Source organism: Pseudoxanthobacter sp. M-2, assembly GCF_046156265.1.
GTDB lineage: Bacteria > Pseudomonadota > Alphaproteobacteria > Rhizobiales > Segnochrobactraceae > CAMDHY01.
The window spans coordinates 290,696-304,018 of sequence record NZ_JAWDIR010000011.1; the positions used below are offsets into that span (position 1 = coordinate 290,696).

Below are 13,323 nucleotides of genomic sequence, written 5' to 3' on the forward strand. Positions count from 1 at the left end.
TCAGGCCACCTTCATGTAGACGGAGCGCCACTCGGTGTAGAACTCGAGCACCGGGCGGCCCTGCTCCTTGACGCCGGTGCCCGACGCCTTGGAGCCGCCGAACGGGGCGTGCAGCTCGACCCCGGCGGTCGGCAGGTTGACGGAGGCGACGCCCGTCTCGGCGCGGGCGACGAAAGCGTGGGCGCGGCCGAGGTCGCGGGTGCAGATCGAGGCGGAGAGGCCGTATTCGGTGTCGTTGGCGAGGGCGACGGCGGCGTCGAAGTCGGCCACCTCGAAGAGGGCGACGACCGGGCCGAAGATCTCTTCCCGGGCGATCGTCATCTCGGGCGAAACGCCGTCGAAGATCGTCGGGGCGACGAAGTAGCCGGCGGGATTGACGCCGTCCGGGCCGCCGGTGAGGAGCCGCGCACCCTCCGCGATGCCCTTGCGGACGTAGTCGCGCACCTTGTCGTACTGGCGGGCATCGACGACCGGGCCGACGAAGGTGTCGGGATCGCGGGCGTCACCGACCTTCAGTGCTTTCGCCTTGGCGACGAAGGCCTCGGTGAAGGCCTTGGCGATGGGCGCCTCGACGATGACGCGGCTCGTCGCCGTGCACTTCTGTCCGGCGTTGCGGAAGGCGCCTTCGATCGCCGTGGTGGCCGCGAGCTCGAGGTCGGCGTCGGCGAGCACCACCAGTGGGTTCTTGCCGCCGAGCTCGCACTGCACTTTGCCGAGGCGGTTCGAGACGGCGCGGTGGACGCGCTCGCCGACGGCGCGCGAGCCGGTGAACGAGACGGCGGCAACGCCCGGATGGCCGACGATCGCCTGGCCGACGTCGAAGCCGTCGCCGTGCACGAGGTTGAAGACGCCGGCCGGCACGCCCGCCTCGACGAGAATCTCGGCCAGCATCTGCGAGGTCAGCGGCGAGTGGAGGCAGGGCTTCCAGACGACGGCGTTGCCGGTGACGAGCGCCGGACCGAACTTCCAGGCGGAAATCGAGGCGGGGAAGTTCCACGGCGTGATCTGGCCGACCACCCCGACGGGCTTGCGCACCGTCCAGGCGACGACGCCCGGTCGGCCGGAGGGCAGGGCATCGCCGGCGAGCCGCGGCCCCTCGGCGGCGTAGAACTCCAGTACCTTGGCCGAATAGAGCGCCTCGCCGCGCGCTTCGCCGATCGGCTTGCCGACCTCGCGTGCCATCGCCTGGGCGAGGTCCTCGACCCGGGCGCGCAGCAGCGCGCCGGCCTTCACGAGGATCTCGCCGCGGGCGACCGGCGAGGTGGCGGCCCAGCCCGGCTGCGCGGCGCGGGCGGCGGCGACGGCGTCCTCGACATCGTCGACCGACGACAGCGGGTACTCGACGATGACGTCGGCGACATCGGACGGGTTGATGGCGCGATAGGTGGCGCTGCCGCGCGGGGCGCGCCAGGCGCCGCCGACGAGGTTGCGGGGGGTGGTCATGGGGAGAAGTCCTGGTGTGCGAGCGGGTGGGATCAGCGCTGCGCCGCCTCGAGGAAGGGGCGGAGCATGTCGGCGGTCTCGTGGAAGCGGCCGACGAAGGCCTTGAGGCGGGGATGCTCGGGCTTCAGGAGCACGTCCTTCGGCGCCCCGTCGGCGACGACGATGCCCTCGTCGAGGAAGACGACGCGGTCGGCGATCTCGAAGGCGAAGCCGAGCTCGTGGGTGACGACGACCATCGTCATGCCGGAGCGGGCGAGCGCCAGCATCGCCTTCAGCACCTCACCGACGAGTTCGGGATCGAGCGCCGAGGTCGGCTCGTCGAACAGCATCACGGCCGGGTTCATGGCGAGCGCCCGGGCGATGGCGACGCGCTGCTGCTGGCCGCCGGAGAGCTGGGCGGGATGCTTGTGGCGGTGGTCGGCGAGGCCCATCTGGTCGAGGAGTTCGCAGCCGCGCTTCTCCGCCGCGGCCCGCTCGATCCCCTGCACGATCACCGGCCCCTCGATGACGTTGCCGAGCGCCGTCATGTGCGGGAACAGGTTGAACTGCTGGAACACCATGCCGGTCTTGGCGCGGATGCGGTTGACCTGCCGCTGCGGCAGCTTCAGCCGGTCGCGGCCGTTCTCCTCGACGTCGAAGATCGGCTCTCCGGCGATGGTGATGCGGCCCTGGTCGGGAATGTTGAGGAGATTGATGCAGCGCAGGAGCGACGTCTTGCCGGAGCCGGAAGCGCCGATCAGGACCACGACTTCGCCCGCCTTCACGGTGAGGTCGATGCCGCGCAGCACCGGACGGTCGCCGAAGCGCTTGTAGATGCCGTCGAGCTCGAGGACGGTCTCGGATCCTTCGCGCTTCACAGCGACAGCCCTCCGCGCTTTTCGAGCCTGCGGGCGAGCAGCGTCAGCGGCGTCAGCACGACGACGTAGATGATGCCGATCGCCGTGTAGATCTCCATCGGCCGGTAGGTGAAGCTCGAGATGTAGCTCGCCTGGTAGAGCAGATCCGGCACCGTGATGATCGACAGGAGCGTGGTGTTCTTCATCTGGATGATCGACTGGCCTGCGAGCGGCGGCACCATGCGGCGGAACGCCTGCGGAAGGATGATGCGGCGCATGCGCTGGCTGTAGGACATGCCGATGGCGGTGGCGGCGTCGGTCTGCCCCGGCTCGATCGACTGCACGCCGGCGCGCAGGATCTCGGCATAGAAGGCGCCGACATAGCAGGAGAGCGCGACGAAGCCGGCCCAGCCCTTGGTGATGTTCAGCCCCATGAAGATCGGCAGGGCGTAGTAGGTCCAGAGCAGGATGACCAGCAGCGGGATGTTGCGGAAGAATTCCACATAGACCCGACCGAGCCAGACAAGAATGCGGTAGGGCGTCAGCTGCATCAGGCCGATGGTGAGGCCGATGATCATGCCGGCGACGATGGTGATGATCGTGTAGTAGACGGTGATCAGGAAGCCCTGCCAGAGCAGCGGGGCGTTCTGCGTGATCACCGAGAAATCGAAGGACATGCGAAAGCTTCCGTCTGTTCGGGCGGGCTCTCGGAGGGCGGGCGTTCGGGAACATCCGCGCGGGGAAGTCGGCCGGAGACCGGCGGCAGGGGGGAGTGCGCCGCTGGGGTCTCCGGCCGTGGCGGGTGGCTAGAAGCTGAAGCCCGCCGGGAGGATCGAGAGGTCGATGCCGCGGTCTTCCCAGGCCTTTGCGAGGCGTGCCTGGGCGAGGCCGAGCGAGCGCTGCTGCTGCACCCAGTTGGTCAGGAAGTTGATGTAGCCGGCATTGCCCGGCTGGCGGGCGACGGCGAGCGTCGCCGGATTGCGCAGCACCGGCTCGGGCAGCGACACGTCGCCGACGCCCTTCAGGTCGATCTGGATGGCGTCGAAGATGGCGAACACGACGGCATCCGCGCGGCCGGCCTGCAGCTCGAGGAGGGCGAGGTTACGATCCTCCACGGGCACGATGTTCGCCTTCGGCAGCAGCGCCTCGGCGACCACCTGCATGGTCGAGCCCTTCTGGGCGACGACGGTCTTCGACGGGTCGTTGAGTTCCGCCCACGTCGCGACCGGCTTGCCGGGAGGCGTCAGCACCGCCCAGGCGTCGGTGAACAGCGGCTCCCACAGATAGTCGACGACGAGGCCGCGCTTCGGGTTCGGGTTGACGCCGATGGCGACGTCGATCTTGTTCGACTGGAAGTCGGCGGCGAGGTTGCCCCAGGTGGTCTCGACCGGCTCGACCTTGACGCCGAGCAGGGTTGCGACGTCGGTCAGGTAGTCGACATAGAAGCCGGTCCACTCGCCCGTCGTCGGGTTCTTGATGTAGCCGGGCTCCTCGCCGACCATGACGGGGATCTTCAGGACGCCCGACGCTTTGATCTTGTCGAGCACGGCAGACGGGTTGTTGTCGTCGGCGCGGGCAGGCTGCGCGACGGCGGCGACGACCAGGGCCAGAAAGGCCAGGATCGAAGTCATGGTAACGGATCGCATGCTGTTTTCCCTCTCGTTAGGCGGACTTGTCTCGTCCGCCGTCCTCTCCCCGCCGCCTCGCCCCCGGGCTCAGCGGCACAGGAATCCCGTCGGCAACGGATCGCCGCGCTCGCGGACGATCGTCGAAAAGGCGGTGATGTGGGCGTTGCCGGCGATCTCGACGATCACGGCCGGCCGGCCCGCGGCCTCGGTCTCGGCCACGACCGTCGCCGCGAAGGCGACGCCCAGGATGTTCTCGGCCCGGTAGGTCCCGCCGACAGGGAGGCGGCCGTGCCGGACGAGCTGCGCCGTCCGCGCTGCCGTGCCCGTGCCGCAGGGCGAGCGGTCGAACTTGTTCGCCTCGAGCACGAGGAGATGCCTGGCCGCGGCCGGCTCGCCGGGTGCGTCGGCGTAGAAGAGCACGCTCGCCTTGTCGGCGGGCTCGATCAGGCCGCGGTCGTGCAGGACCTCGTTGAAGGCCGTCTTCAGGCGGCTGCCGAGCGACAGCGCCGCGACGACGTGGTCGGTGTCGAGGCTGAGGCCGAGCGGGCCGGCGTCGACCAAGAGGTACCACATGCCGCCATAGGCGAGGTCGGCCCGCACCGCGCCGACGCCATCGAGCGTAACGGTGACGTCCTCGGCGGCGAGGTAGGAGGGCACGTTGCGCAAGCGGACGCCGGCGAGCGCTCCATCCGATGCCCAGTCGAGACGGACGTCGACGACGCCCGCTGGCGTCTCGAGCGTGAAGCCCTCCGGCGCGGTCTCGCGCGTCAGGGCGCCGGTCGCGGCGAGCGTGCGGGCGTAGCCGATCGTGCCGTGGCCGCACATGTCGAGATAGACGTAGGAGGAGATGAAGAAGGCGCCGTAGTCGGCGACCGCCGAGGGCACCGGTACCAGTCCGACCATCGCCGCATGGCCGCGCGGCTCGTGCAGCAACAGCGGCCTGAGGTCGTCGTGATGATCGCGGAAGTGGTCGCGGCGGGCGCGGACGGTGTCGCCGGGCAGCGGCGGAATGCCGGACAGGACGACGCGCGTCGGATGGCCGGCGGTGTGGGAATCGACGACGGAGAAGGAGGCGTCGAGACCCAGCATTGCCTCACTCCGCGGGGATTTCGGCGGCCATGGCCGGCCGGATGTCGCGCCAGATGGCGCCGATCAGGGCTTCCGTCTCCGCCTTGGCTCGCAGCGCGTCGCCGGCCAGGATCGCGGCGTAGATGGTCGCGGTGCCCTCGACCGAGAGGCGCACCGCGCCGGGCGCGCGGGCGTAGATGAAGTAGCGGTAGCGCAGCGCCTGCTTCTCGAGGCCGGCGAGCAGGCGGCGCAGGGTGACGTTGCCGCACAGCCGATAGATGACCGTCGAGCCGCGCACGTCGGCATCGAAGAAGCGCTGCACGTCGCCGTCGCCGTGGGCCGCGCGCATCGCCGCCAGGATCGCCGGCAACTCGTCCTTCAGCGCCACGTCCGTCGAGGCGGCCGCCTCGGCCGCGGCCAGCGCCTCGAGCGGGATGCGGCAGGCATAGACCTCGTCGAAGTCCTTCAGCGTCAGCGGCGCGACCCAGATGCCCCGCCGCGGCGCCTTCAGGACGAGCCCGTCGCGCTCGAGCAGGCGCAGCGCCTCGCGAACGGGCGAGCGGCTGACGCCGTAGGCCTGCGCCACTTCCTCCTCGGTCAGCCGCGTCGTCGGTGCCAGCCGGCCGGAGATGATCTCCTCCTGCAGGAGCCGGGCGAGCTCTTCCGGGATGACGAGCGAGAGACGGGTGCGGGCGACGTCCATGGGTCTACTCCATGCTGTATACAATGTTCAGGGTCAACGATCCGGTGATCGGCGGGCACGTTTTCCACTGCCGTTTCGGATGGCGGAGGCGGAGTTCGGAGGGGAGGCAGCGGCGCGCGGCCGCGCCTGCAGGCGGCGACCCCTGATGAGGGACGTCGCGCGGATCGCCGGCGGGGCCGCAGGCGGCCGGATCGCGAGTGGGAGCGCACAGGGTCGCTGCCGGTCGGGTTCGCCGGAACTTTCGGATGCAACCCGTCTGAACGGCGTCGGCCCTGGCCGATCAAGCCGACGGGAGCAGGCGCGGCGGCGCCGGGTTCAGCCGTGGCCGGGGGGAGCAGCGGATGGCGGCGCGGGGCCACCTTTCGCCGGGGGTGCGTTCTCGCGGCCGAACTGCGAGTGCTCGAACACCACCACGACGATCAGCGACAGCGCCAGCGGGAGGAGCAGGTAGAACAGCCGGAAGACGATCAGTGCCGCCAGCACATCGGCGGGATTGGCGTCCGGCAGCACCGTGAGGAAGACGAGCTCCAGCACGCCGAGCCCGCCCGGCGCATGCGACAGCAGCGCCGCCGAGAACGAGGCGAGAAAAGCGCCGAGCACGATCAGGAACCCCGGATTGCTGTGCTCCGGCAGCGTGAAATAGATGATCGCGGCAGCGCCGATCAGTTCGATCGGGGCGGCGACGAGCTGGCGGGCGACGATGCCGCCCGACGGCCGCGGCACGAGCAGGCTGCCGATGCGGAAGGGCCTGAGCGGCAGCCGCGTGAACAGCACGTAGAGCGCGACGGCGCCGAGGATGACGAAGCCGAGGATACGGACGAGCTCGTGCGGCAGTTCGGTGATGTGGTCGGCGACGTGCGGCTCGAGGACGAGGACGAGCCCGGCGAGCATCACCGTGCCGAGCGCGAAGGTGAACGAGCAGAAGGTCACCAGCACCGCCACCTCGCCGGCGGTCAGTCCCTGGCGCGAGTAGGCGCGGTAGCGGATGACGGCGCCCGACAGCACCGAGGCGCCGATGTTGTGGGAGAGCGCATAGGTGGTGAACGAGGTGACGGCGATATAGAGCCACGGCACCGTCTTGCCGAGGAACTGCAGCCCGATGCGGTCGTACCACGCGAGCGCCGCGTAGGCGACGAGGGTCGAGGCGGCCGCCAGCAGCCATTGGTGCCAGCCGATCGCGGCGAGGCTGTCGACGAGATCGTCGAAGGAGAGGCTGCGCAGTTCGGAATAGAGCAACCAGCCGGACAGCACGACCGCGGCGAGGCCGATCACCGGCCATCCATATTTCTTGAGGACCGTCCGCATTCCCTCTCCCGGTCGCGCCGACCCGACGCCGTCGACGTTGATCTCCCCCCAGCCGGCACGGCCGCTGGCGCCGAGGGCGGCACGCCGAACCGTCGCCCGCGCGACCGCGCCGAACCCTGCAACGGATGTAGCCCACCGGAGACGGCGGTGCGAGCCCGGTTTGCTGGCAGCGCGCCGCGAACAGCCCGATCGTGCCGCACGCATCCGCCGGGGAGCCCTCGCTCACGATTCCATGGAAGCCGTTGACTCGAACAAAGAGGGATATTAAAAAGAACAAACAAGGTACAGAAACGAGGAGGCCAGCATGACCCGTCCCGCACATGACCTCGCTGCCCTGATCGCCCTGACGCTCTTTGTCGCCACCCTGGTCGTCTGGCTCGATGCCTTCGGCCGGCTCGCCTGAGCTGTTGATGGCGGTCGGGAGGCGGTCGACAGCGCCGTCTCCCGGCTGCAACAGTCGCGGCTCCCGCGCCGCCCGGACCGGCGACGGCGGGACGGCTTCCCGCTAGCGGGCTGGAGAGTGCGGACATGGCGGCAGATCCCGGTTTCGTGCACCTGCGCGTCCACTCGTCCTATTCGCTGCTCGAGGGCGCCATCCACATCAAGGGCCTGGTCGGACTCGCGAAGGCCGACAAGCAGCCGGCGCTCGCCGTCACCGACACCGGCAATCTCTTCGGGGCACTGGAGTTCTCCGAGAAGGCGATCGAATCGGGCATCCAGCCGATCATCGGTTGCGAACTGCTCGTCGACTTCCTCGACGACGCCGGTGGCCGCCGCACGCCCGGTGGCCGCGACGGCGCCGGGCCGCTCGCGCCGCTCGTGCTGCTGGCGGCGACCCCGCCCGGTTACGACGCCCTCGCGCGCCTCGTCAGCCGCGCCTATCTCGGCGGCGAGGCGGGCGAGCGTCCGCACCTCGCCATCGGGACCCTGCTCGACGATGCCGACGGGCTGATCGTGCTCACCGGCGGAGCGCGCGGCCCGATCGGTGCGGCGTTCGCGGCGGGTGGCGAGGCCGCCGCCCAGGCCCGCCTGGAGCGTCTCGCCGCCGCCCTGCCGGACCGGCTCTATGTCGAGCTGCAGCGGCACGGCCTCGCCGAGGAGGCGGCGACCGAGGACGGGCTCATCGACCTCGCCTACCGGCTCGGCCTGCCACTCGTCGCCACCAACGGCGTCTTCTTCGCCAGGCCCGAGGACCACGAGGCGCACGATGCGCTGCTTGCCATCGCCGACGGGCGCACCCTCATCGAGGACGATCGCCGCCGGCTGACCCCGCAGCACCATTTCAAGAGCCGGGCGGCGATGCGGGCCCTTTTCGAGGACTTGCCGGAGGCGGTCGACAACACGGTGGAGATCGCCCGGCGCTGCGCGGCGCGGGCGCCGAAGCGCAAGCCGATCCTGCCGCGCTTCGCCGCCGCCGACGCGGCGACGGCCGACGACGCCGAGGCGGCGGAGGCGCGGCTCCTGCGCCAGACCGCCGAGGACGGCCTCGCCGACCGCATCCGCCGCCACGGCCTCGCGCCCGGCTTCGACGAGGCGGCCTACCGCGACCGGCTGGACTTCGAGCTCGGCGTTATCGAGCGCATGCGCTATCCCGGTTACTTCCTGATCGTTTCCGACTTCATCCGCTGGGCCAAGACGCAGGGCATCCCCGTCGGCCCCGGCCGCGGATCCGGCGCCGGCTCCCTCGTTGCCTATTCGCTGCTGATCACCGACCTCGATCCGATCCGCTTCGGCCTGCTGTTCGAGCGCTTCCTCAATCCCGAGCGCGTCTCGATGCCGGACTTCGACGTCGACTTCTGCCAGGACCGCCGTGACGAGGTGATCCGCTACGTGCAGGAGAAGTATGGGCGCGACCGCGTCGCCCAGATCATCACCTTCGGGACGCTGCAGGCGCGCGCCGCGCTGCGCGACGTCGGCCGCGTGCTGCAGATGCCGTATGGCCAGGTCGACCGGCTCTGCAAGCTCGTGCCGCAGAACCCGGCGAACCCGGTGACGCTCGCCCAGGCGATCGACGGCGAGCCGAAGCTGCAGGAGGCGCGCGCCTCCGAGCCGATCGTCGATCGCCTGCTGTCGATCTCCCTGAAGCTCGAGGGCCTGTTCCGCCACGCCTCGACCCACGCCGCCGGCATCGTCATCGGCGACCGGGCGCTCGAGAACCTCGTGCCGCTCTACCGCGACCCGCGCTCCGACATGCCGGTGACGCAGTACAACATGAAGTGGGTCGAGCAGGCCGGGCTCGTGAAGTTCGACTTCCTCGGCCTGAAGACCCTGACGGTGATCGACGTCGCGGTGAAGCTGCTCGCCCGGCGTGGCGTCGCCGTCGACATCGGGGCGCTGCCGATCGACGATCCCGCCACCTTCGCTCTGCTCGCGCGCGGCGAGACGGTCGGCGTGTTCCAGCTGGAAAGCCAGGGCATGCGCAAGGCGCTCGCTGGCATGCGCCCCGACCGCTTCGAGGACATCATCGCGCTGGTGGCGCTCTACCGCCCGGGCCCGATGGACAACATCCCGACCTACAACAGGCGCAAGCACGGCCAGGAGGAGCCCGACTGGCTGCACCCGCTGCTCGAGCCGATCCTGCGCGAGACACACGGCGTCATCATCTACCAGGAACAGGTGATGCAGATCGCCCAGGTGCTGTCGGGCTACTCGCTCGGCGAAGCCGACCTGCTGCGCCGCGCGATGGGCAAGAAGATCCGCGAGGAGATGGCGGTGCAGCGCGCCCGCTTCGTCGACGGAGCCGCCGCGCAGGGCGTGCGGCGGCCGCAGGCGGAGACGATCTTCGACCTCGTGGCGAAGTTCGCCGACTACGGCTTCAACAAGTCCCACGCCGCCGCCTATGCGCTGGTCGCCTACCAGACGGCCTGGCTGAAGGCGAACCATCCGGTCGAGTTCCTCGCCGCCTCGATGGCCCTCGACATCGGCAACACCGACAAGCTGAACGACTTCCGCCGCGAGGCGCAGCGCATCGGCATCGAGGTGGCGCCGCCCTGCGTGCAGCGATCCGGCGCGAGCTTCGACGTCGCGGGCGGCCGCATCCTCTATGCGCTCGGTGCGGTGAAGGGCATCGGCCGGCCGGTGGCCGAGCACATCGTCACCGCGCGCGGCGACCGTCGCTTCGCCGACCTCGGCGACTTCGCGCGCCGCATCAACCCGCGCCAGGCCCCGAAGCGGGCGCTCGAGAGCCTCGTCAACGCCGGCGCGTTCGACGCCCTGGAGGCGAACCGCGCGAAGCTCGAGGCCGGCCTCGACACCATCGTCGCCGAGGGCAACCGCGTCGTCGACGCCGCGAGCGGCGGCCAGGACGAGCTCTTCGGCGGCGGTGCCGTGCCGATCCGTCTCGCCGACCGCCCGCCGTGGCCGCCGGCCGAGCGCCTGCAGCGCGAGCACGCCGCGGTCGGCTTCTATCTCTCGGCCCATCCGCTCGACGAATACCGTCCGGTTCTTGCCAGTCTGCGCGTGCAGATGTGGTCAGAGTTCGCCGAGGGGGTGAAGCGCGGCGCCGCCGCCGGCCGCCTGGTCGGGACGGTGACGGCGCGCCAGGAGCGGCGGACCCGCTCCGGCAGCCGCATGGGCATCGTCAGGATGTCCGACCCGACCGGCCAGTACGAGGCGATCGCCTTCGCCGACACGCTCGCCGAATACCGCGATCTTCTCGAGACCGGCAGTTCGGTGGTGCTCGTCGTCGCGGCGGAGGAGCGCGAGGAGGGCCTGAGCGTCCGCATCCAGTCGGTCGAGAGCCTCGACGCCGCGGCACTGCGCGTGAAGCGCTCGCTGCGCGTCTTCGTCCGCGACGCCGCCCCGCTCGAGCCGATCGCCCGGCAGCTGCAGCCGGGCGGCGACGGCGAGGTGTCGATGGTGCTGATGCTCGACGACGGCGGCCGCGAGGTGGAGATCGCGCTGCCCGGCCGCTACCGCCTGTCGCCACCGGTCGCCGGTGCGCTCCGGACGGTGCCGGGGATCGTGCAGGTGGAGTTCGCGTGAGGCGTTTTCGGTGCAGCGCTGGCGCGGGAGGCGACGGTGTGGGAAGGGGGCGCGAAACGACCGGTTCGTAGGATCGCCACGTGGCTCGCAGTCCGCTGGCGCGCCGTTGTCGCAGGGCTGGGTGCGTTACTCTGCCGCCTCTCTCGGCGCGTAGCCAAGTTGGCGGGACAGGGCGGCGACGAGCGACACCGCCGCCTCGGCGATGACGGTGCCGGGCGGGTAGACGGCGGTGGCGCCGGCGGCAATGAGGGCCGGCACATCCTGCGGCGGCACCACGCCGCCGACGACGATCATGATGTCGGGCCGCCCCTCGGCGGTGAGGGCAGCCTTCAGCGCCGGCACCAGCGTCAGGTGGCCGGCGGCGAGCGAGGAGACGCCGACGACGTGGACGTCGTTCTCCACCGCCTGGCGGGCGCACTCTTCCGGCGTGGCGAAGAGCGGCCCGATGTCGACGTCGAAGCCGAGGTCGGCGAAGGCCGAGGCGATCACCTTCTGGCCGCGGTCGTGGCCGTCCTGGCCGAGCTTCGCGACGAGGATTCGCGGCCGGCGGCCGTCATCGCGCTCGAACGCCTCCACCGCCCGCTGCACCCGCCCGACCGCGTCCGACATAAGGCCGACCTCCCGCTTGTAGACGCCCGAGATCGCCTTGATCTCGGCGCGGTGGCGGCCGAAGGCGGTCTCCATCGCCGCCGTGATCTCGCCGACCGTCGCCTTGGCGCGGGCCGCCGCGACCGACAGCGCGAGCATATTGCCCTCTCCGCTGGCCGCTGCGCCAGCGAGTGCGGCCAGCGCCGCCTCGACCGCCGCCGGATCGCGCTCCGCCTTGAGGCGCCTCAGCTTGTCGATCTGGCTCGCCCGCACGGCGGCGTTGTCGACCGAGCGGACGTCGATCGGCTGCTCGCTCGTCGGCCTGTGGCGGTTGACGCCGATGACGGCCTGGGTGCCGGAATCGATGCGCGCCTGGGTGCGGGCCGCCGCTTCCTCGATCCTGAGCTTCGGCAGTCCGGCCTCGATCGCCTTCGCCATGCCGCCGAGCGCGTCGACTTCCGCGATGTGGGTCAGCGCGCGGGCAGCGAGGTCGTGGGTCAGCCGCTCGACATAGGCACTGCCGCCCCACGGGTCGATCATCCGCGTCGTGCCGCTCTCCTGCTGCAGAAGAAGCTGGGTGTTGCGGGCGATGCGGGCGGAGAAGTCGGTCGGCAGCGCCAGCGCCTCGTCGAGCGAGTTGGTGTGCAGCGACTGGGTGTGGCCCTGGGTGGCGGCCATCGCCTCGATGCAGGTGCGCGTAACGTTGTTGAAGACGTCCTGTGCCGTGAGCGACCAGCCGGACGTCTGCGAGTGGGCGCGCAGCGACAGCGAGCGCGGGTCCTGCGGCTGGAAGCGCTCAGCCATCAGCTTCGCCCACAGGAGGCGCGCGGCGCGCAGCTTCGCCCCCTCCATGAAGAAATTCATGCCGATCGCCCAGAAGAACGACAGCCGCGGCGCGAAGCGGTCGACCGGCTGCCCGGCTTTGATGCCAGCCGCGACGTATTCGAGGCCATCGGCGAGCGTGTATGCGAGCTCGAGATCGGCCGTCGCGCCCGCCTCCTGCATGTGGTAGCCGGAAATCGAGATCGAGTTGTACTTCGGCATGTTGGCCGAGGTGTAGGCGAAGATGTCGGAAACGATCCGCATCGAAGGTCCTGGCGGATAGATGTAGGTATTGCGGACCATGAACTCCTTGAGGATGTCGTTCTGGATGGTGCCCGACAGCGCTTGCGGCGCGACGCCCTGTTCCTCGGCGGCGACGATATAGAGGGCGAGCACCGGCAGCACGGCGCCATTCATCGTCATCGACACGCTCATCCTGTCGAGCGGGATGCCGGAGAACAGCGTGCGCATGTCGTAGATGGAATCGATCGCCACGCCGGCCATGCCGACGTCGCCGGCGACGCGCGGGTGATCGGAATCGTAGCCGCGGTGGGTGGCGAGATCGAAGGCGATCGACAGGCCCTTCTGCCCCGCCGCGAGGTTGCGGCGGTAGAAGGCGTTCGAATCCTCGGCTGTGGAGAAACCGGCATACTGGCGGATCGTCCACGGCTGCTGCACGTACATCGTCGGATAGGGCCCGCGCACGAACGGCGGCAGGCCCGGCACGCGGTCGATGAAGTCGAGGTTGGCGCGGTCGCGGGCACCATAAGCGGGGGCGACGGCGATGCCCTCGGGCGTCTCCCACGCCGGCCCGGTCGCTGGTGCGGCGGAGGAGGGCGGCGTCCAAGGCCGCTCGGAGAAGTCAGGCACCCGCGCCATCACGGCTTTCCTCGTATTCCCTCGCGCAAGTATCCCGCGCGCGTCCTCGGGCGGCAAGCCGGCCAGT

9 protein-coding genes are annotated in these 13,323 nt (G+C 70.4%); 1 reads left to right on the plus strand and 8 read right to left on the minus strand.

Translation table 11 applies throughout. The annotated features are described in order from the left end of the window. From RUR49_RS06395 to RUR49_RS06425, 7 genes are all read right to left on the minus strand, one after another. Complete coding sequence (locus tag RUR49_RS06395; RefSeq protein ID WP_409145538.1) at window positions 1-1,443, minus strand: aldehyde dehydrogenase family protein; 1,443 nt, start codon at window positions 1,441-1,443, stop codon at window positions 1-3. A gap of 32 nt (window positions 1,444-1,475) precedes the next feature. Further along, the gene (locus RUR49_RS06400; RefSeq protein WP_409145539.1) at window positions 1,476-2,300 is read right to left on the minus strand and encodes an amino acid ABC transporter ATP-binding protein; all 825 of its coding nucleotides are present in this window, start codon (window positions 2,298-2,300) and stop codon (window positions 1,476-1,478) included. Beyond that, complete coding sequence (locus RUR49_RS06405) at window positions 2,297-2,956, minus strand: amino acid ABC transporter permease (protein ID WP_409145540.1); 660 nt, start codon at window positions 2,954-2,956, stop codon at window positions 2,297-2,299. Before RUR49_RS06405 ends, RUR49_RS06400 begins: the two co-directional genes overlap by 4 nt. Before the next feature lie 129 nt (window positions 2,957-3,085). Further along, on the minus strand, window positions 3,086-3,925 hold the full coding sequence (locus RUR49_RS06410) for a transporter substrate-binding domain-containing protein (RefSeq protein ID WP_409145541.1): 840 nt from the start codon (window positions 3,923-3,925) through the stop codon (window positions 3,086-3,088). Window positions 3,926-3,994: 69 nt separating this feature from the next. Then, entirely contained in the window at window positions 3,995-4,996 is a 1,002-nt protein-coding gene (locus tag RUR49_RS06415) for a proline racemase family protein (RefSeq protein ID WP_409145542.1), read from the minus strand. A gap of 4 nt (window positions 4,997-5,000) precedes the next feature. Next, on the minus strand, window positions 5,001-5,678 hold the full coding sequence (locus RUR49_RS06420; RefSeq protein ID WP_409145543.1) for a GntR family transcriptional regulator: 678 nt from the start codon (window positions 5,676-5,678) through the stop codon (window positions 5,001-5,003). Between the two features lie 315 nt (window positions 5,679-5,993). Next, complete coding sequence (locus RUR49_RS06425; protein WP_409145544.1) at window positions 5,994-6,983, minus strand: YbhN family protein; 990 nt, start codon at window positions 6,981-6,983, stop codon at window positions 5,994-5,996. Window positions 6,984-7,511: 528 nt separating this feature from the next. Between RUR49_RS06425 and dnaE the strand changes: the two genes are divergently transcribed. Further along, window positions 7,512-10,967 carry a DNA polymerase III subunit alpha gene (gene dnaE, locus RUR49_RS06430; RefSeq protein ID WP_409145545.1) on the plus strand — a complete coding sequence of 1,152 codons (3,456 nt, stop codon included), beginning with the start codon at window positions 7,512-7,514 and terminating at the stop codon, window positions 10,965-10,967. Window positions 10,968-11,093: 126 nt separating this feature from the next. On the opposite strand, the gene scpA is transcribed toward dnaE, so the two are convergent. Beyond that, window positions 11,094-13,256 carry a methylmalonyl-CoA mutase gene (gene scpA, locus RUR49_RS06435; protein WP_409145546.1) on the minus strand — a complete coding sequence of 721 codons (2,163 nt, stop codon included), beginning with the start codon at window positions 13,254-13,256 and terminating at the stop codon, window positions 11,094-11,096. Between the last annotated feature and the right edge of the window lie 67 nt (window positions 13,257-13,323).

Coding starts and splice junctions, on each gene's coding strand:
- RUR49_RS06395 (WP_409145538.1), bottom strand. CDS start 1,443: ATGACCACCCCCCGCAACCTCGTCGGCGGCGCCTGGCGCGCCCCGCGC.
- RUR49_RS06405 (WP_409145540.1), bottom strand. CDS start 2,956: ATGTCCTTCGATTTCTCGGTGATCACGCAGAACGCCCCGCTGCTCTGG.
- RUR49_RS06410 (WP_409145541.1), bottom strand. CDS start 3,925: ATGCGATCCGTTACCATGACTTCGATCCTGGCCTTTCTGGCCCTGGTC.
- RUR49_RS06415 (WP_409145542.1), bottom strand. CDS start 4,996: ATGCTGGGTCTCGACGCCTCCTTCTCCGTCGTCGATTCCCACACCGCC.
- RUR49_RS06420 (WP_409145543.1), bottom strand. CDS start 5,678: ATGGACGTCGCCCGCACCCGTCTCTCGCTCGTCATCCCGGAAGAGCTC.
- RUR49_RS06425 (WP_409145544.1), bottom strand. CDS start 6,983: ATGCGGACGGTCCTCAAGAAATATGGATGGCCGGTGATCGGCCTCGCC.
- dnaE (WP_409145545.1), top strand. CDS start 7,512: ATGGCGGCAGATCCCGGTTTCGTGCACCTGCGCGTCCACTCGTCCTAT.
- scpA (WP_409145546.1), bottom strand. CDS start 13,256: ATGGCGCGGGTGCCTGACTTCTCCGAGCGGCCTTGGACGCCGCCCTCC.